Source organism: Marinobacter flavimaris, from assembly GCF_002933295.1.
In the GTDB taxonomy this organism is placed as follows: domain Bacteria; phylum Pseudomonadota; class Gammaproteobacteria; order Pseudomonadales; family Oleiphilaceae; genus Marinobacter; species Marinobacter flavimaris.
The window spans coordinates 62,522-83,202 of the sequence record NZ_PSSW01000006.1; the positions used below are offsets into that span (position 1 = coordinate 62,522).

Consider the following 20,681-nt stretch of genomic DNA (forward strand, 5'->3'; position numbering starts at 1 on the left):
GACCCAGCCGCAAAGGACGCCCGGCATGGAAAGCTCGACTCCAGCCCGTTTCCGCAGACCGGTCTTATGGCCAGGAATCTGGATTCCCCTGCTTCTGGTCGCCGCCGGCCTGCTGGTAACCGGAATTACTGCAAACATTGAAGCGCGTCGGGCCATGGCGCTTGCCGAAGCGCGATATCACGCCCAGCATCAGGCCCTGGTGAATCATCTGCTGGCCAACGTTCCGGACCAGTCTATGGTGGGCGACCACAACCAACCCGTGTCTGCCTGGCTCCAGGCCTTGTTCAGTGACACCCTGCCGGATTCTCTCGGACTGCGCATCGACACCCTCGAACGACATACCAAGATGCCGCTGTTGGAACTGGGCACCAACGGTTCGGTGGACCCGACACGGGCGCTGCGTACCGAAGTTTCGCCAATGGATCAGAACTGGATACTCACGACCGTACCGTCGCCAGAGGGACTTGAAGCGGTCGCCCAAGCCTCCCGACGAACCGTCTGGATCGCCGGTGCAGCCCTGTCGGTGTTCGCGGCCGCCCTCACCCTGGTGCTGAACCGACGGCTACACCGGCAAACACTTCACATTCGTGGTCTGGAACAGAGAGAAATTGGTGCTGACCATCAGATCGCCAACTTTCAGGTCGAAAAATCGATACTTCGGCGGGCACTGAACGATAGTGAGCAACGGAGCCGGGATCTGGTGGCCCTGTCCGGTGCGGTCATATGGGAACTGGACGAAAGAGGCAGGATCGGTTTTGTTTCACCGCAAATCGCCGAACTTCTGGACCAGGCACCCGCTGACCTGGTCAACCAGCCCCTGGAGGAACTTATTGCACCGGCGTCCCGGGACAATTTCCGGCGAGCTCTCGCGGCCGCCCGCAGTGACAGTTCCATTGAACGCGTTGACCTTTCCCTGGTCCATCGTGACCAGGAGACGGAGATTCCAGTAGTACTCAGGGTTCGGGCACTGAAAGACCCGGTTCACGGCCTCTCGGGCTTCAGGGTGAGCACCCTGCAGCGAATGGCGCTCTACTCGAGCGCTTTGTGACTGCCATCGCAGAGAGGGGCGTTACCGGTTTGCTTGCACCCGCAGAACCACACCCACTCTTTCTTCTCCGCCTCGTATTTGATCGGGGTTATCCCGGTCCCCTTGTGGGAACCGTCACAGAATGGCTGGCTACCACTGCGGCCACAGGCACACCAGAAGTAGTTCTTGCCCGCCTCAACCATCACAGAGAACGGTGTCTTGCTGGCGACCACCGGTTTTTCATCCGACATAACGTATTCCCCGATTCGTGACTTTACTGCACCAGTATAGTCACTCTTTCGGAAGCCCTGTGTTCAGAGCGGCCTGATGACATCGGGCAGGCGCCGGGTTTCCGTGAGTTCCATAAACTCATCGCCAAGGCGATCACTCTCGGCAATCGCCGAACGCCAGGCCCGTTCCCGGCCGGCATCGTCACCGGCATAGCGCTCGAAATCCTTCCGGTCCGGGAGCTTGCGGTCAGGCAGGGACTCCAGATAGCTTCTTGATGGCGCAACCAGCAGCACGTCCTGCAACCGGGAGGCGTCGCCCCGCCGCCAGGGCAGGGACTTGTCGAACCAGCCGGGAACCACCTTATCGGTGAAATGCGGGTAGAGCACCACGCCAGGCTGCTGGTAAGGCAGATCCAGGTGGTAGTCCAGCAAACCACCGTCTCGATAGACACCCTCGGGCGCGCCGGGGATATTGCGGACACCGGACATCACCAGGGGGATAGATGCGGAGGCCAGGAGAGCAGGCAACAGGTTATCGCGGTTAAACGCAACCTCGTGGCTGGGAAAATCCACCAGTTTGGACACAGGCGCTTTCAGGCGGGCGTCATGGATGATCCCCCGCTCCATGAACCTGCCCAGATGACGACGACTGACCATGTTGGCGCTGATCGCGCCCATAAGGCCGAGCCCCAGCCGGCCCCGGGCGTCTTCCGCCAGCATGCCAAGGCTGCGAACGACCACAACGTTCAGTCGGTACCATGGGTGGTTCAGAATGGCGTCTTCCCGCCCACCGAGCAGCTCTTCCAGAAACAGCACGCTCTTGCGGCTCACTTCCTCAGCGCTGACACCCTTGGCAAAGCGTTGTGCGGTATAAAGTTCCGCCAGCCGGGCAAGCTGGGCTTTCGGGTCATCGGAGGAAGCCACGGCGGCAAAACGCCAGCTGCCGATCGACGAGCCGATCAATGATCGCTCCTGGGGAACCCTTGGCAACCAGTCACCGAAAATGGCTTTATCCAGGCCACTTATTCCCAGAGCCTTGGGGCCACCGGCAGCACCCGGAATGACATGCACATCCTCGGGCGACAGCGGCGTTTCCCTGAGGCGCTGCATCGCGCGCCGGCCTGCCCGGATCGTCAGAGCCGGTTCTCGGATGTGAATAGCAGTCATAGGATGGTCCCTGGGCGTGTCCCTGAATCAGTCCCGCGGAGTTTAACGAAGTGGACAAGGCGCGGCCAACTGAACAAAACTAATGGTGGTCATAAACGGCGCTGTCTGCTTCATTAAATGAACGGCCATGCTAGACTTCAAGACTGTCCCGGCACCGGACGCGGGCGGATACGACTCAAACAGCGGGAGTATGCTGTGAATTTTTCGGTACCACCCTCCACCCTTGCCACCAACCCGACACTCGCGGTGCTGGGTTTCAAGCGCCAGTTGGTTTATCACCTGCATTTCTGGGCATTTATCGCCGTAGCGCCCCTGGTTCTGGTGCAATGGCAGCAATCCCATTATCTGCTTTCCGCGGTACTGGTCCTGTTCTGCACGAACGCCCTTCTGGTTATCGCATTCCTGAGGTTCCGGGGCACCTACTTCCTCAAAGGCCGTCTGTTTCCACTGCTCGCCGTGGTCAGTGCCGCCTACTCGACACACATCAATGGCCATGCCGGCCTGTACTGGGCCTACCCGGCGGCCACGGCCCTGTTCTTTTTACTACCGCTCAGGGAGGCGATTGGAAGTAACATTGTTTTCGTTGTCGTTATGGCCGTCGTGTCCTTTTTACGATTTCCCGAGGCCGACTTCTGGCGGATAACCTTTTCGCTGGGCCTCACGTGCCTGTTTGCCATGATTTTCGCCTGGCTGGTGGGCAAGCTTCAGCAGGAACTCACGCGACTGGCAACCACCGATCCCCTGACCGGCTGTCTGAACCGTTCGCAACTGGCTGACATCCTCAACGGTCAGATTCAGATGCGGGAGCGGTATGAGCGGGTCTCCAGCCTGATTCTGCTGGACCTTGACTACTTCAAGACGATCAACGATCAGTGGGGTCATCTGGCCGGCGACAAGGTGCTCACGGAAATGGCACTGCGCCTGAGATCCCGCCTGCGCGAGAGCGATCAGCTGTTCCGGATTGGTGGTGAGGAGTTCATGATCGTTCTGCCGGAAACCCGCCAGAAAGATGCCGATGTGCTGGCGAATCAGCTTTTGACCAGCATCAGCGCACGGCCATTCCTGGAAGATATCAAGGTAACCGCCAGTGCCAGTGTCGCCGAGGTCAGCAAGGGTGAGACCTGGTCAGTCTGGCTGAACCGGGCGGACCAGGCGCTTTACGAAGCAAAATCCCGGGGTCGCAACCAGGTCGTCAACGCGGCCCGGCCGCTACCGGTTGTAGGCCGGGGTGCCGAGGATATGCCCGATTCCGCATCGGGCTAAGGAAAGCCCGCCCCGGGGGTTATCCCTCGCAGCGCTTGCGAAACTCCCGATAGGCACTGAAAACTTCCCAGGGGCACTCCAGATGGGGGTAGTGCCCGATATTCCTGAGGGTGACCACATCACCATCGGGCATCAGTTCCCTGTAGCGTCTGACCATGCCGGCACCCGAGACCGGATCGGCGGTACCCGAAATCAATCGCATCGGCTGCGTTGCCTTCTGCAGCGCGCCAACCCACCGGTTGCGGTGACAGCGTCGTTCTTCCATGAACTGGATCAGATGATGCAGGATGCCCCGGCCGTTGTTGTAGGTCAGCAGGTGCCAGAAATCCTCCATATCCTGTCGATCAGGCGGATTCTGGCTTCCGAATAACCGGCGGAAGTTTCGCTCGAAACTGCGTCGGGTCAGGCCTCGGCTGATCAGCCCGCCAAAGGGGCTCCCCAGCAGCTTCTGAATAAGCAGGGGATTGTGGACCTCGGGGAAAAGGGCGCCGTTGAGGAAACAGACACTCGCAATCCGGAATGGCAGCAGGTCCTCTTGCTCCCTCGCCAGAAGCTCCTGGGCAACACTGCACCCGTAGTCATGAACCAGAAGGTGCACGGACGGCAGACCCAGACCCTCAATCCAGCCCTGAAACAGATCCGCCTGGTCTTCAATGCTGTAATCGTAATCGGCGGGTTTATCGGAAAAGCCAAAGCCCAGCATGTCCAGGGCCAGCACGTTGTGCTGCTGAATCAGCATCGGCCAGAGTCGATTCCAGTCCCAGCTGGCAGTGGGAAATCCATGGATCAGCACCAGCGGTTCTCCCGAGCCTGCCATCCGGCTGAAGATGGCATGTCCCTCGAAACTGAACCACTTACCTCCATGTTGCCACCCTTCTAGGGTGCCTTCCTCGCGCCCCGCGGCGGAAACCCCACCAACGGTCGGCATCACCTCATCCATGCATTGTCCCCGACGAACATTGATAGCCTGAAACTGTAGAACAAACCGGCCGCCACTGCCATAGCCCCACCGCCCATACCATTGGGCGTGGCGGCCAAAGTGGTCTTTTCCGACGATGCCTGCGTAAAGCGTAGAGATGGCGGGCAAATTGCCTTAAGCTTTGGCCCTCGTAAGACACTGCTAACCGGAAAAGACTATGAGTAAACTCCTTGACGACCTCTCAGGGCACTTCCGTGCCATCATCGATGGCCTGGGCGAAGACCCGGATCGCGAGGGTCTGCAAGACACTCCAATGCGCGCGGCCAAGGCCATGCAGTTCCTCACGTGCGGGTACCAGCAGGACCTTGGCGACCTGGTGAACAATGCGGTATTCGAATCGGCCATGGATGAAATGGTCGTGGTTCAGGATATCGAACTCTACAGCATGTGTGAGCACCATATGCTGCCGTTCATCGGCAAGTGCCACATTGCCTACCTGCCCGCTGGCAAGGTACTGGGCCTGTCCAAGTTTGCCCGCATCGTCGACATGTACGCCCGCCGTCTGCAGATCCAGGAAAACCTGACCCGACAGATTGCCGAAGCTGTTGAGAGCGTCACGGGCGCCAAGGGCGTGGCCGTTGTCATCGAAGCCCAGCACATGTGCATGATGATGCGGGGCGTGGAGAAACAGAATTCCCGCATGAAAACCTCGATGATGCTGGGGCAGTTCCGCAAATCCCAGGCGACCCGCACAGAGTTTCTGACGCTGATCAGTAACAATCGCTGAACTATCTGACCCGAGGGAGGGCGCATGACAGACGTCAACGGGAATCACCTGGCAAAAGTCCGCATCAAGGATCTTCTTCTCAGGGCCTACATCGGCATCAAGGAAGAAGAAATCAATAATCAGCAGGACGTGTTGATTAACGTCGCGCTGACTTACGATGCCTCTGAGGCGGTAAACCGGAATGAAATCTCTGCCGCCCTCAACTATCGCACCATCACCAAGCAGATCATTCACCACGTGGATGGCAATCGCTTCGCCCTGCTGGAACGCCTGACCCACGAGGTCCTGACCATTGTCATGGAACACGAGGCGGTCCAGTGGGCCGAGGTGGAAATCGACAAGCCCCACGCGCTACGCTACGCGGAGTCCGTGTCTGTCTGTCTGCAGGCACACCGTTAATCCAGCGAGGTTTCGCCAGCATCATGCCCAGTACCAGCCCGGAACAGTTGCGTGACATCCTGACCACTGTCAGGACCATCGCCCTTGTCGGCGCGAGTGAAAAGACCAGCCGGCCTTCCCATGAGGTCATGGAGTACCTGCAGTCCCAGGGCTACCGAATCCTACCGGTCAATCCCCGCCTGGCAGGTCAGACCGTGCTCGGTGAAACGGTATACGCCGACCTCCGAAGCCTTCCCGAACCGGTGGACATGGTTGACCTGTTCCTGGCGCCGGAGCGCACCGATGCGATTATCGACCAGGCCATCGATCTGAAAATCCCCGTGGTCTGGCTCCAGATTGGCGTCATCAACCATGAAGGGGCGGCGCGAGCGGAAGCCTCGGGGCTGACCGTGGTGATGGACCGTTGCCCCAAGCAGGAAATTCCCCGGCTGGGGATTGCCAGAGTTTCCGGAAACGCCTGATACCCGATCTGCATCAGGAACTGCGTCACACTTCCAGCACTCTTCTGTAACCGGTCTGTCAGGTCTGACATAATCACCGGACATAAAACAGAAGACTGGTAGAGCCATGTGGTTCCGACGTAAATCCAGCAAACAGCACCGACATTCCGTCTCGGCGCCGTCGGCGCTCGCAACTCATTCGGACTCCCCTGTTTCGACTCTCCAGCGGGTGCGCTTACCGGTGGACCTTCTCCAGCCCGGCATGCGCGTCGTGAGCCTGGACCGGCCCTGGACTCAGGTGCCGGTTCTGTTTCAGGGCTTCACCCTGACTGATGACAACCAGGCGCAGATTCTGCGGCAGTACTGTGAGTGGGTTCTGGTGGAGGATGAAGAATCACGCCTGAACCCGGTGCTCGATCAGATCTCGCTACTCAAGCGTCGCACCAGCGAACCGCTGCCGGAAACCTGCTCTCTCCAGCAGGAACTCCCAAGGGCACACGCAACCTGGAGCCGGACCCAGGCCTTTGTGGAAGAAGTCACCCGACAGATTGAAGCCGGCAATGACCTCAACCTCCAGAGCGCCCGCCCCATCATCCGGGAGTGCGTCGACAGCGTGAAAGCCAACGCAAGCGCCATGTTCTGGATGAGCAGGATAAAGTCCCGGGATGCCTACACCGCAGAGCATTGCCTCAGGGTGGCTATATTCTGTGTCGCCTTTGCCCGCTTCCTGGGCATGCCGGACGAAGACCTGGAGACCGTGGGCATGTGCGGTCTGCTGCACGACCTTGGCAAACTCAGGGTTCCCGACGAGATCCTCAATAAACCCGGCCCGTTGACGCCAGAAGAGCACAGCATCATGCGACAGCACACAACGCTGGGTTACGAATTGCTTTGTGCTGATGTCAATCTGGATCCGATTATCAGCGATGTCTCCCGTCACCACCATGAACGCATGGATGGTCGCGGCTATCCTGAACAGCTGGCGGAGTGGCAGATCAGCCGTTTCGCCCGTCTGGTTTCCATCGTCGACGCCTTCGATGCCATTACCAGCGACCGGTGTTACCGGGATGGGCTACCGGCCTCCGAAGCCATTCGCATCCTGTTCCGTAACCGCGGCCAACAGTTCGACGCTTCCATGGTGGAAGCCTTCATACGGATGATTGGCGTGTATCCGCCCGGCAGCCTGGTCGAGCTGTCGACGGGCGAAGTGGCCATCGTCCTGGCGACCCACCCCCGGCGCAAGCTGAAACCAAAGGTGGAGGTGCTGCTCAATGGCGACAAGCAGCCAGTCACCCCGCGTATCATCGACCTGGGAGGCACGGGTTCCGAACCTGACGAGGGTTCTCCGGAAATTGCACGGCCACTGTCCGACGGCGCCTTTGGAGTCTCGCTTCGGGACCGAATCAAGCAACTGATGGCGGTGGCCGGTAGAAATGCTTCATAATTGCGCTGGTGCTGCCGACTGCCCGGTACCACCGTTTAAAGTCACGGAGTAACCTGTGGAACAACCTGTATCACCTCCCAAACCTGTTGTCTCGGGCCTGCTGAGCCCGCTGTTTCCGGTGGTGATCTTTCTGGTTTTCCTGGGTCTGGCAGCCGGCCTGCGCTACGGGCTGGTACAGCAGGACAAACGTCAGATAGAAGCAAACCTGACCAACGAAGCCCGGGCCATGGCCAACCACCTGGAGCGGGAATTTCTGATCCACGCCGAAGCCATCCGGCGCATGGCCAAACGCCTGGAGGCAGACCCTGCCAAAACCAAACAGGAGTGGCGGCGGGATGCCCGCAACTACCTCGACGACTTCGGCGTTTACCAGGCCATTGAGTGGATTGACTACGATTTCATTATCCGGTGGCTGGAGCCGATTACCGACAACGAAGAGGTCATCGGCTACAACGTCGCCTTCAACGAGGAACGGCGCCAGGCACTGGAACGGGCGAAACAGTCCGGCAGCTGGGATCTTTCCGGTATCATTAATTTGCGCCAGGGCGGCAAGGGCATGGTGATCTATGCACCGGTGGGTGCCGGCCCCGAGAATAATGGCTTTATAGCGGGCGTGTTCAGAATGGAAGTGCTGGCGCGCCAGCTTCTCACCGAGCGGGTTCTGGAATCCTTCCGGGTCGAGATTCGCGAGGCCGGCGAGGTGAGCTATGAACTGAACGTGTCCCAGCCGGTTAGTCGCGACTTTGCCCAGACCCAGGACGTTAATTTGCCGACCCTGGACTGGACATTGACCCTGCGCCCTTCCACTGAATGGGTGGAAAGCCAGTACAGCTATTGGCCGGGGATGACCTTTGCAACCCTTTTGCTGATGGGTCTGCTGACCAGTCTGACCACGCTGCTGGTACAGCTCATTCTCAAGCGCAACCGCGCGCTGCTGAAGACCCGCCGGGAACTGGATCAGGAAATCGCGCAGCGCACCGCCATTCAGAAAGATCTGGCGCGACTGGAATCCACCGACACCCTCACCGGCCTGGCGAACCGTCGGTTCTTCATGGAAGACCTGTCCCACACCCTGAACATTGCCGATCGCCAGATGCGCCAGGTTGCCCTGGTGATGCTGGACCTGGACCGTTTCCAGACCCTCAACGACTCCCTCGGCCACCAGTTCGGGGATGAACTGCTGATCAAGGTGTCCGAGCGGCTGAACCGCCTCAGCAATGAACGCCTGCTGGTGGCCTACTCCGGGGGCGATGAGTTCATGTTCTGCCAGCAACAGGTGGACGACATTGACGACATCATTCACCTGCTGGGCCAGATCAAACAGTGCTTCGACCAGCCCTTCGATGTTCAGGGACAGTCCCACAGCATTACCGCCACAATGGGTGTAGCGGTGTACCCGCAGAGCGGTCTGGATGCGGATACGCTGTTGCGCAATGCCGACATTGCCCTCTACCGGGCCAAGGAACAGGGCCGGAATACCTATCAGTTCTATACCGAGGGCATGCAGCAACGGGAAGTCATGCGTCTTGAACTGGACAAGGATCTGAGCCAGGCCCTGGCCAACAACGAATTCGTGCTCTTCTATCAACCCCAGCTGAACCTGAACACCGGTGAAATCCAGAGCGTCGAGGCGCTGATCCGTTGGCGCCATCCCCGCCGCGGTCTTCTGCCGCCGGTGGAATTTATTCCGCTGGCGGAGGAGAGCGGTCGGATCACCGATATCGGGCGCTGGGTGGTCATGGCGGCCTGTCGGCAGCTGGCGGCGTGGAAAGGCACTCCCCAGGAAGGCCTGCGCATTGCGGTCAATCTCTCGGGCCGGGAGCTGGACGACGAGGATCTGGTGGACCACATTCGGGAAGCCCTGGCGGCGGAGAATGTGCCGGCGAATCGCCTGGAGGTCGAGCTCACCGAGGAAATCTTCATCCAGAACATCGAGCACAACCTGAATCAGCTTTCCCGTCTGCACCAGCTGGGTGTTCACCTTGCCATTGATGACTTCGGGGTGGGTTATTCGTCGCTCGGTTACCTTCGGGATTTCCCGGTCGACCTGCTGAAAATCGACCGCTCGTTTATCACGGAAGTCACGGAACGCCATGACGATGCGGTGATCACCCGGGCGGTGATCAACCTGGCTCACAACCTGGGTATTGAGGTGGTGGCCGAGGGTGTGGAAACCGAGGAGCAGCTGAGTTTCCTGAAGAATCACCGGTGTAACTTTGCCCAGGGTTATTTAATCAGCCGACCGATTCCGGTTTCCGACCTTGAGAAGGCCCTGGCTTCCGGTGTTCTGGTGGCGGGCATTACGGCCGATTCCGGATTGTAATTGCCGCGGCCCGTCCCCAAGATACGGGTAAATCCTTCAGGTGAGATTCTATGGCCGCGCAATACCTGACTCCGGAGCAGGACGATAAAATTCGCCAGTGGGAACGCTGGAACCGGAACTATTTCATTTTCGCGTTTGTGGCGCTGACCGTCATTCTAGTGTTCAGCAGTCAGCTTGGGTTGTCCAGCGGTGAAAGCTGGGGCCCCCTGGGTGTTCTGATCGCTGCGCTGATCACGCCGATTATTGTTCTGCAGCTGAAGCTGGCGTGTCCGGCTTGTGGCCACAAGATTGGCTGGCAGGCGAAGCTGATGGCGCCGGATCAGTGCAAGACCTGCGGTACGTTTCTTCGCTCGCGGGATTGATAGCCGTCCTTCGATTTTCCCTCCTCAAGAAAACCTTTGACCTGTGAGTTGCTCACAGGTTTTACTCTATTCTTAATTGGTTTGGAGTTTGCCGTGCTGAGGTGGGTACGGTCCGGTTTTACACCCGCGAGAACCTGCTCAAACCGACCCGTAACCCGGACAACAACTACCAGCAGTTCGATGCCGAGGATCTTCGACGGCTTCGGTTTGCCCGTAAGGCGCGGCAGCTGGGATTTTCGTTGCCTGAGATACGACAGATCCTGGATCAGGCGGACGATCATCATTCGCCGTGTCCGATGGTTCGGGATGTGTTTCAGCATCGGTTGGCGGAGGTTGAGAGGGAGATTCGGGAGCTGCAGCAGTTGCGCAAGCGGATGACCGCTGCGCTGGCCGCCTGGCAGGACATGCCGGATGGTACGCCCGATGGCCATACCATTTGCCGGTTGATCGAACACTGGGATGATCCGGCGCCCTGTTGCGGGGCAACTGAACAGAACGAGGAGTGATTCTGGATGACTGACACACCTGTTTTACAAACCACTCTCAGCATTTCCGGGGCTTCCTGCCAGGGCTGTGTGAAGAAGATTCGCAGCGCCCTGGAGCCGTTGACAGGCGATGCTGAGCTGGTTGAGGTCGATCTGGAAAAACAGACCGTGGACCTGCCGGAGGGCGTGGATGCTGATGAGGCGGCTCGGATTGTCACCGAGACCGGCTACCCGGCCGAGCCTTTCCAGGAAGACGCCGAGCCGGCCAGTTGCTGTTCTTCAGGGAATGAGGATGAGGCCGATACCGCCGACGACTCTGAAGATCAGGCAACCGAGGCAGATTCTGCTCCGACTGGTTCTGGGGCAGCAGCCGGTGCGGACGGGCAGATTCATCTGTCAGTGACCGGTGCTACCTGTTCTTCCTGTGTAAACACCATTGAGAAGGCCCTGATGTCGGTCTCCGGTATCAGCCATTCCCACATGAACCTGGCGGACAATACCGCCACGGCCACGGGTGATGCCGATCCCGAGGCGCTGGTGAAGGCAATAGAAAATGCCGGTTATGGCGCCAGCGTGATCGAGGACGAGGACGAAGCGGACGCACGCAAGCAGGAGGAAGACCGGAAGCAGTACAAGACACTGCTGATAAAGATGGCCGTGAGTCTGAGCCTGGGTCTTGGGCTGATGGTCTACGGCATGGGTTTCGACACCATGATGGTGACGGATGCCAATCAGCTCACCTGGCTGAACCTGGGCATTCTCACTCTTGGGGTAATGATCGCTACCGGACGACACTTCTACACCGGTGCTTGGAAGGCATTCCGGCACCATAACGCCAACATGGACACCCTGATTGCCCTGGGTACCGGCACCGCCTGGCTTTATTCCATTGTCGTCACCAGTATTCCCGGCGCGTTGCCGGAGATGGCTCGCCATGTCTACTTTGAGGCCTCGGCGATGATCATCGGCCTGATCAACCTGGGTCAGGCCCTGGAGCTTCGGGCCAAAGGCAAGACATCGGAGGCGGTGCGCCGGTTGCTGGACCTGCGGGCGAAAACCGCGCGGGTGATTCGGGATGGTGAAGAGCAGGACATTCCGGTAGAGGAGGTTCTCAAGGGCGACCACATCCGGGTAAGACCCGGTGAGAAACTGCCGGTCGATGGCGTGATTGCCGAAGGCTCTACTCGCATTGATGAGAGCATGCTCACCGGTGAGCCCATGCCGGTGAGCAAATCGGAAGGCGATGAGGTGTCTGCCGGCACCCTCAACACCCATGGTTCGATTGTCTACGAGGCCACCCGGGTTGGCAGTGACACCGCGCTGGCTCAAATCATCAAGCTGGTGAAAAAAGCCCAGGGCTCGAAGCCTGCCATTGGACGGCTTGCGGACAAGATTTCGTCGGTGTTCGTGCCCACCGTGATGCTGATTGCCGTCGTGGCGGCGCTGGTCTGGTACAACGTCGGGCCGGAACCGGCGGTGGTTCATATGATGGTGGCGGCCACCACGGTGCTGATCATCGCCTGCCCCTGCGCCCTGGGCCTGGCCACGCCCATGTCGGTGATGGTTGGCGTTGGCAAGGCGGCGGAATACGGCGCCCTGATCCGCCAGGGCGATGCGCTGCAGACCGCCGGTAAGCTGGACCTGGTGATACTCGATAAAACCGGCACCATCACCGAAGGTCATCCGGCAGTTACCCGGGTTCATGCCAGCGACGGTGAAGAGCAACGCCTGCTGGCGCTCGCGGCGGGGCTGGAACAACACTCCGAACACCCTTTGGCCGAGGCGATTCTGGCGAAGGCCAAAGAAAAAAGCGTTCAGCTGGAGAAGCTGACCGGTTTCGAGGCCCTGAATGGTAAAGGCGTGCAAGGTGAACTCGACGGCAAGCCCGTGCGTCTGGGCAACCGCCGCTGGCTGGAAGACCAGGGCGTTGCGCTGGGCGATCTGGACGATGCCGCCCACTCGATTACCCAAGAAGCCGGCACGCCCCTGTTTCTGGCATTGGGCACCGAAGCTCTGGGGGTCATTGGCGTTGCCGATGCCATCAAACCGGACTCCAAGGCTGCCATCCAGCGCCTTCACAAGGCTGGCATCAAGGTGATGATGGTCACAGGCGATGTCGACGCCACCGCAAAGGCCATCGCGAAAAAAGCCGGCATCGATGACTATCGCGCGGAAGTGCTGCCTGAAGACAAGGCCGAGGTGGTCAGTGAAATGCGCGGCAAGGGCCACACAGTCGCCATGGTCGGCGACGGCATCAACGATGCTCCGGCCCTGGCGGCGGCGGACGTCGGTTTTGCCATCGGCACCGGCACGGATGTGGCCATTGAGAGCGCCGGCATCACGCTGATGCGAGGCTCGCTCCACGGCGTGCCCGATGCCATCGAGATCTCCCGGGCCACGGTGAAAAATATTCACCAGAACCTGTTTGGCGCGTTCGTATACAACACAATGGGTATTCCGGTGGCCGCCGGCCTGCTCTACCCTGTCTGGGGAATACTGATGAGTCCGATACTGGCCGGCGCTGCCATGTCCCTGTCTTCGGTGACGGTGGTTTCGAACGCCAACCGTCTGAGGTTGTTCCGAACCAGTCACCGTCCGGAACAGAACGACAGCAACAGTGATCCGAAACAGCAACAGGAGCGGAACTGATGGAAACAATGCTGGTCAACGTCGGAGGTCTTGCCCTGATGGCAGCCATCGTCTGGTGGTTCTGGCTTTCCGGTTCTGACGACACAGGCTCAAGTAAACATCAACATCACCACTGAGGTACTTGCCATGAAAAAACACACCCTGGCTTTTGGCCTGATGGCAGCCCTGGGATTCAGCACCACGGCGCTGGCAGCCGGCGCAGCCCAGAGCATCCACGTTTACAAATCCCCGACCTGCGGCTGCTGTGATGACTGGATAGATCACCTGAAAGAAAATGGCTTCGAGGTGGAGGCGACCAACACCAACGATATGGGCAGGATCAAGGCCGACGCAGGCCTGATTGCCGGTCTTGGCAGTTGCCATACCGCATTCGTGGGTGACTACGTCATCGAGGGCCATGTGCCAGCCGAGGACATCAAGCGCCTGATCAGCGAAGCACCCCAGGCCACCGGCCTCAGCGTGCCCGGGATGCCCATGGGGTCACCCGGCATGGAAATGGGCGACCGGAAAGATCATTACAAGGTCATCCTGTTTAACGAGGCGGGACAGACCCGGATCTTTTCCGAGCACAATTAACGCCAATAACCAGGCAAGGGCCGGTATTTATCGGCCCTTGCGGCCTCCTTTTCCTCCCGCTTCCTGCCAGTCCCTGTCTGTTTTTTCTACACTCTGGTTAACCAGTGTTCTATCATTGGCGCCCAGAAACCCAGAAAAATCCGAGAGGGATACTCGTTGAGCCTTAAAACCCGCATCCTTGGCCTGGCCGCCAGTCTCATCATCGTGGCTTCCGTGGCTTCGTGGCTGGCCTACCGGGAGCTGTCCGAGAGCATCATCGAACGCTGGGGCCAACAGGTCGCGGAAATACAGGTTCGCTACGACAGCGCCCGCCTGCTGCAGTCCCTGGAGCGGGAAATCGGGTTGGCCAAACAGATGGCCAGTTCCTCCGCCCTGATCAACTGGGCCGCTAATCCGGATGACACCGCACTCCAAGCTGAAGCCATCCGCCAGATGGAGAGTTTTCGTTCCAATTTCCGGGACAACAACTACTTCGTTGCCCTCGTCAACAATGCCCACTATTACTACAACAACGAGGAGAACGAATACGCCGGTAACCAGTTCCGATATGTGCTGGATAAAGACAAGCCGGATGACGCCTGGTTTTTCCAGCTCATAGAAGAAGGTCGCGACTTCCACCTCAACGTAAATCCGGATACCGAGCTGGGTGTTACCAAACTCTGGATTGATGTGCTGATGCGCGATGAGGCCGGCGAAATTGTCGGTATGGTCGGAACCGGTCTGAGTCTGGATGCTTTTCTGCAGGATATTGTCGACATCGGTCAGGAGGGCATCACCACCCTGTTCGTGGATTACAATGGCGCCATCCAGCTCTATCGCGACCGGAACTACATCGACTTCGCCAGCATCATCAAACCCGAAGGCCAGAAGAACACCATCGACCTGCTGTTCGATGATCCCCAGGACAAGCAGCAGATTCTCGGTATGTTGCAGCTTCTCAAGAAGCCGGGGGACCAGGCCGGCCAGGTGGAAAGCGGCTTCGTGACGGTGGATGGCCGCAAGCATCTGGCCGGGGTTGCCTTCCTGCCGGCGATTGGCTGGTTTGAGATCACCCTGCTTGACCTCAATACACTCTTGCCAACCAGCTATCTGTGGCCGCTGGTGGCGGTATTCCTGGGCACACTGCTGGTCACACTGGTGCTGTTCCACCTGATTATCCAGTCCCGGATTCTCAAGCCCATCATGAGCCTGGAACACGCCGTGGAAAAAGTCCGGGAGGGCAGCTTCGATCTGCCGCGGCTGGATAAACCGGATAATGAGATCGGCTGGCTGGCGGATCATTTCGAGAAAATGACCCAGAGCCTCGGCCACTCTACCCGGGAACTCGAAGAAAAAGTCGCTCAAAGAACGGATGAGTTGAACCGACTGGCCCGCGTCGATCCCCTGACCGGCCTGAAAAACCGTCGCGGCCTGGACGAAGTGCTGGATGAGGAAATCCAGCGGGCCCGCCGCCAGGAGACCGGCTTTGGCGTGATCTGGCTGGACATTGACCATTTCAAGAGCATCAATGACAACCTGGGCCATCAGGCCGGCGATCAGATCCTGTGCCGGGTTGCCCTGTGGCTGAAAGCCGGCGTGCGCCCCTACGACCATCCGGGACGCTGGGGTGGGGACGAGTTCGTGGTCCTGTTGTCGCCCTGCGATCCAGAGACACTACACCGTATCGCCCTCCGCATCCGGGAATCCGTGGAACAGGAGAGCCGCAAAACCGGCACCCAGGTCACCGTCAGTGTTGGTGGCTACTTTGCTCTGCCGGGTGACAGCACCGATACCATTCTTCGTCAAGCGGATCGGGCGCTTTATCAGGCCAAGGATGAGGGGCGCAACCGGGTCTGTATTACCACCTCGGAAGACCCGGAGATTAACCCCGCGTAACGGGTCTGACTCATACCGCCATAACCGTTATACTCCGCCCCATCATTCATTTTTTTTACCAGCCAGGTTACTTCATGCTCAATGCCGACGCCCTCAGCCAGTTGCGCCAGCTGAAATCGGATATCAAGGACAACAAGGTGGTTTTTCCCGGAACAGTCAAAGCCACCAATGGCCGCTTCGGATTTGTTGCGCTCGACGAAGGCCGGGATGTCTTCCTGCCACCCGAGGAAATGCAGAAGGTGCTGCCCGGGGACCGGGTGAATGTCACCGAGCAGGAGGTTGAGAAAGGCAAAACCCAGGGTGTTGTGGACGAACTGCTGGAAACCCGCCTGAACACCTTTGTTGGCCGTTACCTGGTGAAAGGCAAAGGCCATTTCGTGGTGCCCGAAACCCCGGGCATCAACCGCTGGATCTTCATTCCCCCCAAAGAGCGAATGAACGCCCAGCAGGACGATTACCTCTACTGTCAGATTCACAAGCATCCGATCAAGGATGGCAAGGGCCAGGCCAAGGTACTGCGGGTAATCGGCAAGGCGGGAGAACCCGGTATTGAACGCTCTTTCACCCTGGCTACCTTTGATCTGGCCGACACCTGGCCGGACGCGGTGCGTACACAGGCCGACAGCCTCAGTGAGAGTGATATCGAATCCCGGGAAGCCGGGCGGGAAGACCGCACGGATCGCCCGTATGTGACCATCGACAGCCCGGGCACCCAGGACATGGACGATGCCCTGCTGGCCGAACCCAACGCCACCGGCTGGACGCTGTCGATCGCCATTGCCGACCCGACCGCTGTGATCGAAACCGACAGCCCCGCGGAGCAGGAGGCGTTCAATCGCGCCACCGCCATTTACTTCCCGGGCGAACCCCTGCCCATGCTGCCTGACAGCATCAGCACCCGCCTGTGCTCTCTGATGCCAGACGTGAAGCGGCTGGCTCTGGTATGTGATCTTCAGGTTAACAACGATGGCAGCCTGGGCGACTACAGCTTTCACCAGGCGGTTATCCAGTCCAAGGGCAAGCTCAGCTACGAGCTCGTCTCAAACCTGATCGAAGGTCGGGAGGACGATGAGATCAAGGCACTTCCGGACGACGTTGCCAACAGCCTGGACCAGTTGCACCAGGCAGCGACAGCACTCAGGAAATGGCGCAGTGAACATGCGCTGCTGAGCGGCGACCGGCCGGAATTCCGCCTCCGGCTCGATGAAAACAAACGCATCCGGCTGATTGAACCGTCCGTCCAGAATGAAGCCCATCGGCTGGTGGAAGAGTGCATGGTCGCCGCCAACCGCTGCGCCGCAGACTTCCTCGCCAACCAGACTGCAGGGTTGTTTATCCAGCACCCCGGGCTACGGGATGATCGCGCCGACAACATCCGGGCACTGATCGACAGCCACGCACCACATCTCTCGGGGGTTGATGCCCATCAGGCCGAAGGCTTCCGGAAACTGATGAAAGAAACCGATGCCCTGGAAGCCGAGGTGCCGGTCAAAGCCATACTGTCCCGCCAGCTGGCCCGGGCCGAACTGAGCTTCAAGCCCGCGCCTCACCAGGGTATGGGCCTGGACGCCTACACCACCTTTACTTCGCCACTGCGCAAGTTCTCGGACTTCTATGTCCACCGGCTGATCAAGTCGGCGCTGTGGGACACCCCCATGAAGGCCTTGACCGAGGATCAACTCGAGGCCCTGCAGGCTGCACAGATCCGCGCCCGTCAGGCGGCAAACAGTCTGGAAGCCTGGCTCAAGAGTGACTTTGCCAAAACACTCGGCGAAGAACCCATGAGCGGTGTGATCAGCCGCACGGTGCCCGCCGGTTTCTTTGTACGGCTGGATGCCAACGGATTGGAAGGGTTCGTCAGCTGCAAGGATCTGGATGGCAAATACAGCTTTGACCCGGTCACTCTTCGCCTGATCCACAACAAGAACGGCCGAATCTTCCAGCTGGAGCAGCCGGTAACGGTAAGCTTTGCAGGCGTGGACGAAGAACGCAGGCAGATCAACTTCAAGCTGGTGGAAGCACAGGAGATCCCGACCGGGACCGGCTCCGACGACGGTTGAAAAACCACACGGGCAGGCGCATCGTACTTACAAGGACATATTCCTTTGATGGAGGTGCGCCATGCCCATCAGCCCTGACGAATTTCTGAAAAAGTACGGTTTTGACAAGGAAGAGGAAGAGCGGGACCACAGCCTGCGCCACAACGCCATGGAGCACGCCAAGCACCTGCGCCGGCCCCATGCGGGGACGCCCCACGACTGGGAAGAGTGGGAGCGCTACAAGCAGGAACACCCGGATGAAGTGGAAGACGACTCCGACAGCTGATGCCCGGTAATTACCGGGCCAGCATCCGCTCCAGCCGTTCATCCTTCGCCTGCCACTGATCCCCCAGCCAGTTTTTCACGTTCCGGCGGTGCTCTGCATCCGTTGAGTAGTCCCGGCCTTTCAGATGCTCCGGGATATCAACGGTGTGGATTTCCATTTTGACTTCCTTGACCCGGCCACAGATAAATTCCCAGAAGGTGGGTGCTCCGTCCGGATAGGCGATGGTCACGTCCACCAGGGTCTGGATCGAATCGCCCATGGCGTCGAGCACGAAGGCGGCACCGCCAGCCTTGGGCGTCAGCAGGTGCTTGTAGGCCGACTTCTGTTTGTCGTGTTTGGCCTGGGTAAACCGGGTGCCTTCGACAAAGTTCATCACACTCACCGGGGTGTACCGGAACTTCTCACAGGCCCTGCGGGTTGACCGAAGATCCTCGCCCCGCTTCTCCGGATGTTTGATCAGGTATTCCCGGGTGTAGCGCTTCATGAACGGGAAATCCAGACCCCACCACGCGAGGCCGATCACCGGCACCCAGATCAGCTGCTGCTTGAGGAAGAACTTGAGGAACGGCGCCCGATGGTTGAACACCCGCTGCATGGCGAAGATATCCACCCAGCTCTGGTGATTGGCCAGCACCAGGTACCAGCTTTCCCGCTGGAGGTTTTCGGCACCTTTCACATCCCATTTCGTGCCATGGGTCAGCTTCATCCAGCCGGTGTTGCAGGCAACCCAGGCTTCCGCGATCCAGATGATGACCCGAGTACACAGGACCCGGAAGCCCTGGATGGGGATGATGAGTTTGAGAATGGCCGGGATGTAGAGCAGGATGCACCAGAACAGGGTGTTGATTCCCAACAGGATAGAATTGAGTACACCGATGACGGGGGCAGGGAGAAAGCTGAGCATGGCGGTCCTGTTTCTGGTTATTGTTTCCAAATAGGGGCTAATGATAGCAACCACAGACCGCATTGGGCAGTGGCCTGAAGTGACCGGTTTGCCCACCGGTTTGGACACTTCTGCCATGGTGATTTGCGCCTCACCATGGATAATCTCGATGTCTGGCCTGCGAGACGGGACAGTAGAAGTTCGGTAATCCGTATAGTGAGCGTCAAATTCTCCATGGACATTCCCATGCCCAATCTCTTCAAATCCGCCGCTGACCGGGCGGCAGGCGTTACCCGGCAAACGGCCCTTTATGCCGGCAACGCTTTCGACCGGGTGTTCCGGGCCGCCAGTCTGGTGCAGGCCGGGCAGACGCCGTTTGAAACCCTGTATACCGATGGTCTGGTCAGCCTGCGTTACTACCCACCACTGGCCGAGGATTTCATCGAGCTGGAAGGCGAGACCATTGCGGTTGAGCGCACGGCCCATAAGACACCGATTGTGATCGTGCCGCCCCTGGCGGTGAATATGCTGATCTACGATCTGTTTCCCCAGCGCAGTCTGGTTCGGTTTCTGCGTGCCAAGGGATTTGAGGTCTATCTGATCGACTGGGGCATGCCCACGCGGGAACACAGTCACTACAACCTGCATACCTATGTGGCCGAGTTGCTGCCGGCCTACCTGAACCGGGTTCGGGAGCATAGCGGTGAACAGGAGTTGTCGCTGCATGGCTGGAGTATGGGTGGCATGTTCACGCTGTTCTATTCCGCGCTCAGCAACGATCAACATGTGCGCAATGCCATTGTGCTGGGCTCGCCGATCGACAGCCATGCATCCGGGATCCTGGGGCTTGTGAATCAGCGCATGGCGGATGTGGCCGGGTTTGTGCGGAAACGCACCGGGTTCCGGCTTCACGATGTGAAACCTCACTGGTTTCATACCCCCGGCTGGGCCAATACCATCGGGTTCAAGCTGACCAATCCGATTGCCAGCGTGATGAGTTACTGGGAACTGATCATCCGTCTGGGTGACCGGGAGTTTGTCACCAACCACGCCACCACGTCGGCGTTTCTGGACCGTATGGTGGCCTACCCCGGCGGGATCATTCAGGACACGGTGGTGAGGGTCTGGATCGACAATCAGCTGTCAAAAGGTGAGATCCAGATCGGTGAAGATGTTGCCAGGCTGGATAATGTGAGTGCCAACTTACTGGCCATCGCCGGGGGCGACGATACGCTGGTGACGCCGGGTGCGGCCAAGCGGGTGATGGATCATGTGAGCTCTACGGACAAGACGTTCCGGGTTGTGCCGGGTGGTCATATGGGCATTCTTGCGGGGAGTAAGGCGCCTCGTCAGAGTTGGCTGGAGTTGGCGGATTGGCTCGCTTTTCGGTCGGACTGAGTTTTTGAGTTTGGAGTTTGCCGGCAGGTGTCGGGGAGGGCTTTCCAAAACACGCTCCTTGCGGCACGTCCATGTGACGCTTGACTGTCGCCATCCATGGCGACAGACAGTTTTGGAAAGCCCTCCCCG

At 59.0% G+C, this 20,681-nt stretch carries 19 protein-coding genes; 15 read left to right on the plus strand and 4 right to left on the minus strand.

Translation table 11 applies throughout. The features are described 5' to 3' along the window. Window positions 1-25: 25 nt before the first annotated feature. The gene (locus tag MDHKLMBL_RS12485) at window positions 26-1,048 is read left to right on the plus strand and encodes a PAS domain-containing protein (protein WP_104270921.1); all 1,023 of its coding nucleotides are present in this window, start codon (window positions 26-28) and stop codon (window positions 1,046-1,048) included. Here MDHKLMBL_RS12485 and MDHKLMBL_RS12490 read toward each other — a convergent pair. Both MDHKLMBL_RS12490 and MDHKLMBL_RS12495 read right to left on the minus strand, forming a co-directional pair. Continuing rightward, window positions 1,030-1,278: a CDGSH iron-sulfur domain-containing protein gene (locus MDHKLMBL_RS12490; protein WP_008172764.1), complete on the minus strand. Its 249-nt coding sequence runs from the start codon at window positions 1,276-1,278 to the stop codon at window positions 1,030-1,032. The two genes, MDHKLMBL_RS12485 and MDHKLMBL_RS12490, sit on opposite strands and share 19 nt — an antisense overlap. Before the next feature lie 63 nt (window positions 1,279-1,341). Continuing rightward, a complete protein-coding gene (locus tag MDHKLMBL_RS12495; protein ID WP_104270922.1) occupies window positions 1,342-2,424 on the minus strand; it encodes a patatin-like phospholipase family protein in 1,083 nt (360 codons plus the stop codon). Window positions 2,425-2,619: 195 nt separating this feature from the next. Here MDHKLMBL_RS12495 and MDHKLMBL_RS12500 point away from each other — a divergent pair, with 195 nt between their 5' ends. Next, window positions 2,620-3,687, plus strand: a complete 1,068-nt coding sequence (locus tag MDHKLMBL_RS12500) for a GGDEF domain-containing protein (RefSeq protein ID WP_014578682.1) — start codon at window positions 2,620-2,622, stop codon at window positions 3,685-3,687. Window positions 3,688-3,706: 19 nt separating this feature from the next. On the opposite strand, the gene MDHKLMBL_RS12505 is transcribed toward MDHKLMBL_RS12500, so the two are convergent. Further along, window positions 3,707-4,627 carry an alpha/beta fold hydrolase gene (locus tag MDHKLMBL_RS12505; protein ID WP_008172759.1) on the minus strand — a complete coding sequence of 307 codons (921 nt, stop codon included), beginning with the start codon at window positions 4,625-4,627 and terminating at the stop codon, window positions 3,707-3,709. Between the two features lie 196 nt (window positions 4,628-4,823). On the opposite strand from MDHKLMBL_RS12505, the gene folE reads away from it, so the two are divergent. From folE to MDHKLMBL_RS12565, 12 genes are all read left to right on the plus strand, one after another. Then, entirely contained in the window at window positions 4,824-5,393 is a 570-nt protein-coding gene (gene folE / locus MDHKLMBL_RS12510; protein WP_008172758.1) for a GTP cyclohydrolase I FolE, read from the plus strand. Window positions 5,394-5,417: 24 nt separating this feature from the next. Further along, entirely contained in the window at window positions 5,418-5,792 is a 375-nt protein-coding gene (folX, locus tag MDHKLMBL_RS12515) for a dihydroneopterin triphosphate 2'-epimerase (protein ID WP_053113274.1), read from the plus strand. A gap of 23 nt (window positions 5,793-5,815) precedes the next feature. Continuing rightward, window positions 5,816-6,253 carry a CoA-binding protein gene (locus MDHKLMBL_RS12520; RefSeq protein ID WP_053113275.1) on the plus strand — a complete coding sequence of 146 codons (438 nt, stop codon included), beginning with the start codon at window positions 5,816-5,818 and terminating at the stop codon, window positions 6,251-6,253. Between the two features lie 106 nt (window positions 6,254-6,359). Then, window positions 6,360-7,676 (plus strand): cyclic di-GMP phosphodiesterase, encoded by a 1,317-nt coding sequence (locus MDHKLMBL_RS12525; RefSeq protein WP_053113276.1) that lies wholly within the window; start codon window positions 6,360-6,362, stop codon window positions 7,674-7,676. 55 nt (window positions 7,677-7,731) lie between these two features. After that, window positions 7,732-9,999 carry a bifunctional diguanylate cyclase/phosphodiesterase gene (locus tag MDHKLMBL_RS12530; protein WP_241956229.1) on the plus strand — a complete coding sequence of 756 codons (2,268 nt, stop codon included), beginning with the start codon at window positions 7,732-7,734 and terminating at the stop codon, window positions 9,997-9,999. 50 nt (window positions 10,000-10,049) lie between these two features. Continuing rightward, the gene (locus tag MDHKLMBL_RS12535; protein WP_008172753.1) at window positions 10,050-10,361 is read left to right on the plus strand and encodes a hypothetical protein; all 312 of its coding nucleotides are present in this window, start codon (window positions 10,050-10,052) and stop codon (window positions 10,359-10,361) included. A 101-nt stretch (window positions 10,362-10,462) separates the two neighbouring features. After that, on the plus strand, window positions 10,463-10,867 hold the full coding sequence (locus tag MDHKLMBL_RS12540; protein WP_199185511.1) for a MerR family transcriptional regulator: 405 nt from the start codon (window positions 10,463-10,465) through the stop codon (window positions 10,865-10,867). Window positions 10,868-10,873: 6 nt separating this feature from the next. Further along, entirely contained in the window at window positions 10,874-13,495 is a 2,622-nt protein-coding gene (locus tag MDHKLMBL_RS12545) for a heavy metal translocating P-type ATPase (RefSeq protein ID WP_053113278.1), read from the plus strand. Between the two features lie 126 nt (window positions 13,496-13,621). Continuing rightward, window positions 13,622-14,071, plus strand: a complete 450-nt coding sequence (locus MDHKLMBL_RS12550) for a DUF411 domain-containing protein (protein WP_008172744.1) — start codon at window positions 13,622-13,624, stop codon at window positions 14,069-14,071. Window positions 14,072-14,227: 156 nt separating this feature from the next. Next, on the plus strand, window positions 14,228-15,946 hold the full coding sequence (locus MDHKLMBL_RS12555; protein WP_008172742.1) for a diguanylate cyclase: 1,719 nt from the start codon (window positions 14,228-14,230) through the stop codon (window positions 15,944-15,946). A gap of 74 nt (window positions 15,947-16,020) precedes the next feature. Further along, window positions 16,021-18,006: a ribonuclease R family protein gene (locus MDHKLMBL_RS12560; RefSeq protein ID WP_053113280.1), complete on the plus strand. Its 1,986-nt coding sequence runs from the start codon at window positions 16,021-16,023 to the stop codon at window positions 18,004-18,006. A gap of 61 nt (window positions 18,007-18,067) precedes the next feature. Beyond that, window positions 18,068-18,271: a hypothetical protein gene (locus tag MDHKLMBL_RS12565; RefSeq protein WP_008172739.1), complete on the plus strand. Its 204-nt coding sequence runs from the start codon at window positions 18,068-18,070 to the stop codon at window positions 18,269-18,271. A 10-nt stretch (window positions 18,272-18,281) separates the two neighbouring features. Here the strand turns inward: MDHKLMBL_RS12565 and yihG are convergent, their stop codons facing one another. Beyond that, a complete protein-coding gene (gene yihG, locus MDHKLMBL_RS12570; RefSeq protein ID WP_039881963.1) occupies window positions 18,282-19,175 on the minus strand; it encodes a 1-acylglycerol-3-phosphate O-acyltransferase, YihG family in 894 nt (297 codons plus the stop codon). A 225-nt stretch (window positions 19,176-19,400) separates the two neighbouring features. Here yihG and MDHKLMBL_RS12575 point away from each other — a divergent pair, with 225 nt between their 5' ends. Further along, on the plus strand, window positions 19,401-20,552 hold the full coding sequence (locus tag MDHKLMBL_RS12575) for an alpha/beta fold hydrolase (RefSeq protein ID WP_039881962.1): 1,152 nt from the start codon (window positions 19,401-19,403) through the stop codon (window positions 20,550-20,552). The last annotated feature ends 129 nt before the right edge of the window (window positions 20,553-20,681 follow it).

What these genes read in the sequence shown, in the direction of transcription:
- folE (WP_008172758.1), top strand. Translation starts at nt 4,824, where the DNA reads ATGAGTAAACTCCTTGACGACCTCTCAGGGCACTTCCGTGCCATCATC.
- yihG (WP_039881963.1), bottom strand. Translation starts at nt 19,175, where the DNA reads ATGCTCAGCTTTCTCCCTGCCCCCGTCATCGGTGTACTCAATTCTATC.
- folX (WP_053113274.1), top strand. Translation starts at nt 5,418, where the DNA reads ATGACAGACGTCAACGGGAATCACCTGGCAAAAGTCCGCATCAAGGAT.
- MDHKLMBL_RS12560 (WP_053113280.1), top strand. Translation starts at nt 16,021, where the DNA reads ATGCTCAATGCCGACGCCCTCAGCCAGTTGCGCCAGCTGAAATCGGAT.
- MDHKLMBL_RS12525 (WP_053113276.1), top strand. Translation starts at nt 6,360, where the DNA reads ATGTGGTTCCGACGTAAATCCAGCAAACAGCACCGACATTCCGTCTCG.
- MDHKLMBL_RS12535 (WP_008172753.1), top strand. Translation starts at nt 10,050, where the DNA reads ATGGCCGCGCAATACCTGACTCCGGAGCAGGACGATAAAATTCGCCAG.
- MDHKLMBL_RS12490 (WP_008172764.1), bottom strand. Translation starts at nt 1,278, where the DNA reads ATGTCGGATGAAAAACCGGTGGTCGCCAGCAAGACACCGTTCTCTGTG.
- MDHKLMBL_RS12520 (WP_053113275.1), top strand. Translation starts at nt 5,816, where the DNA reads ATGCCCAGTACCAGCCCGGAACAGTTGCGTGACATCCTGACCACTGTC.
- MDHKLMBL_RS12550 (WP_008172744.1), top strand. Translation starts at nt 13,622, where the DNA reads ATGAAAAAACACACCCTGGCTTTTGGCCTGATGGCAGCCCTGGGATTC.
- MDHKLMBL_RS12575 (WP_039881962.1), top strand. Translation starts at nt 19,401, where the DNA reads ATGCCCAATCTCTTCAAATCCGCCGCTGACCGGGCGGCAGGCGTTACC.
- MDHKLMBL_RS12505 (WP_008172759.1), bottom strand. Translation starts at nt 4,627, where the DNA reads ATGGATGAGGTGATGCCGACCGTTGGTGGGGTTTCCGCCGCGGGGCGC.
- MDHKLMBL_RS12485 (WP_104270921.1), top strand. Translation starts at nt 26, where the DNA reads ATGGAAAGCTCGACTCCAGCCCGTTTCCGCAGACCGGTCTTATGGCCA.
- MDHKLMBL_RS12495 (WP_104270922.1), bottom strand. Translation starts at nt 2,424, where the DNA reads ATGACTGCTATTCACATCCGAGAACCGGCTCTGACGATCCGGGCAGGC.
- MDHKLMBL_RS12565 (WP_008172739.1), top strand. Translation starts at nt 18,068, where the DNA reads ATGCCCATCAGCCCTGACGAATTTCTGAAAAAGTACGGTTTTGACAAG.
- MDHKLMBL_RS12545 (WP_053113278.1), top strand. Translation starts at nt 10,874, where the DNA reads ATGACTGACACACCTGTTTTACAAACCACTCTCAGCATTTCCGGGGCT.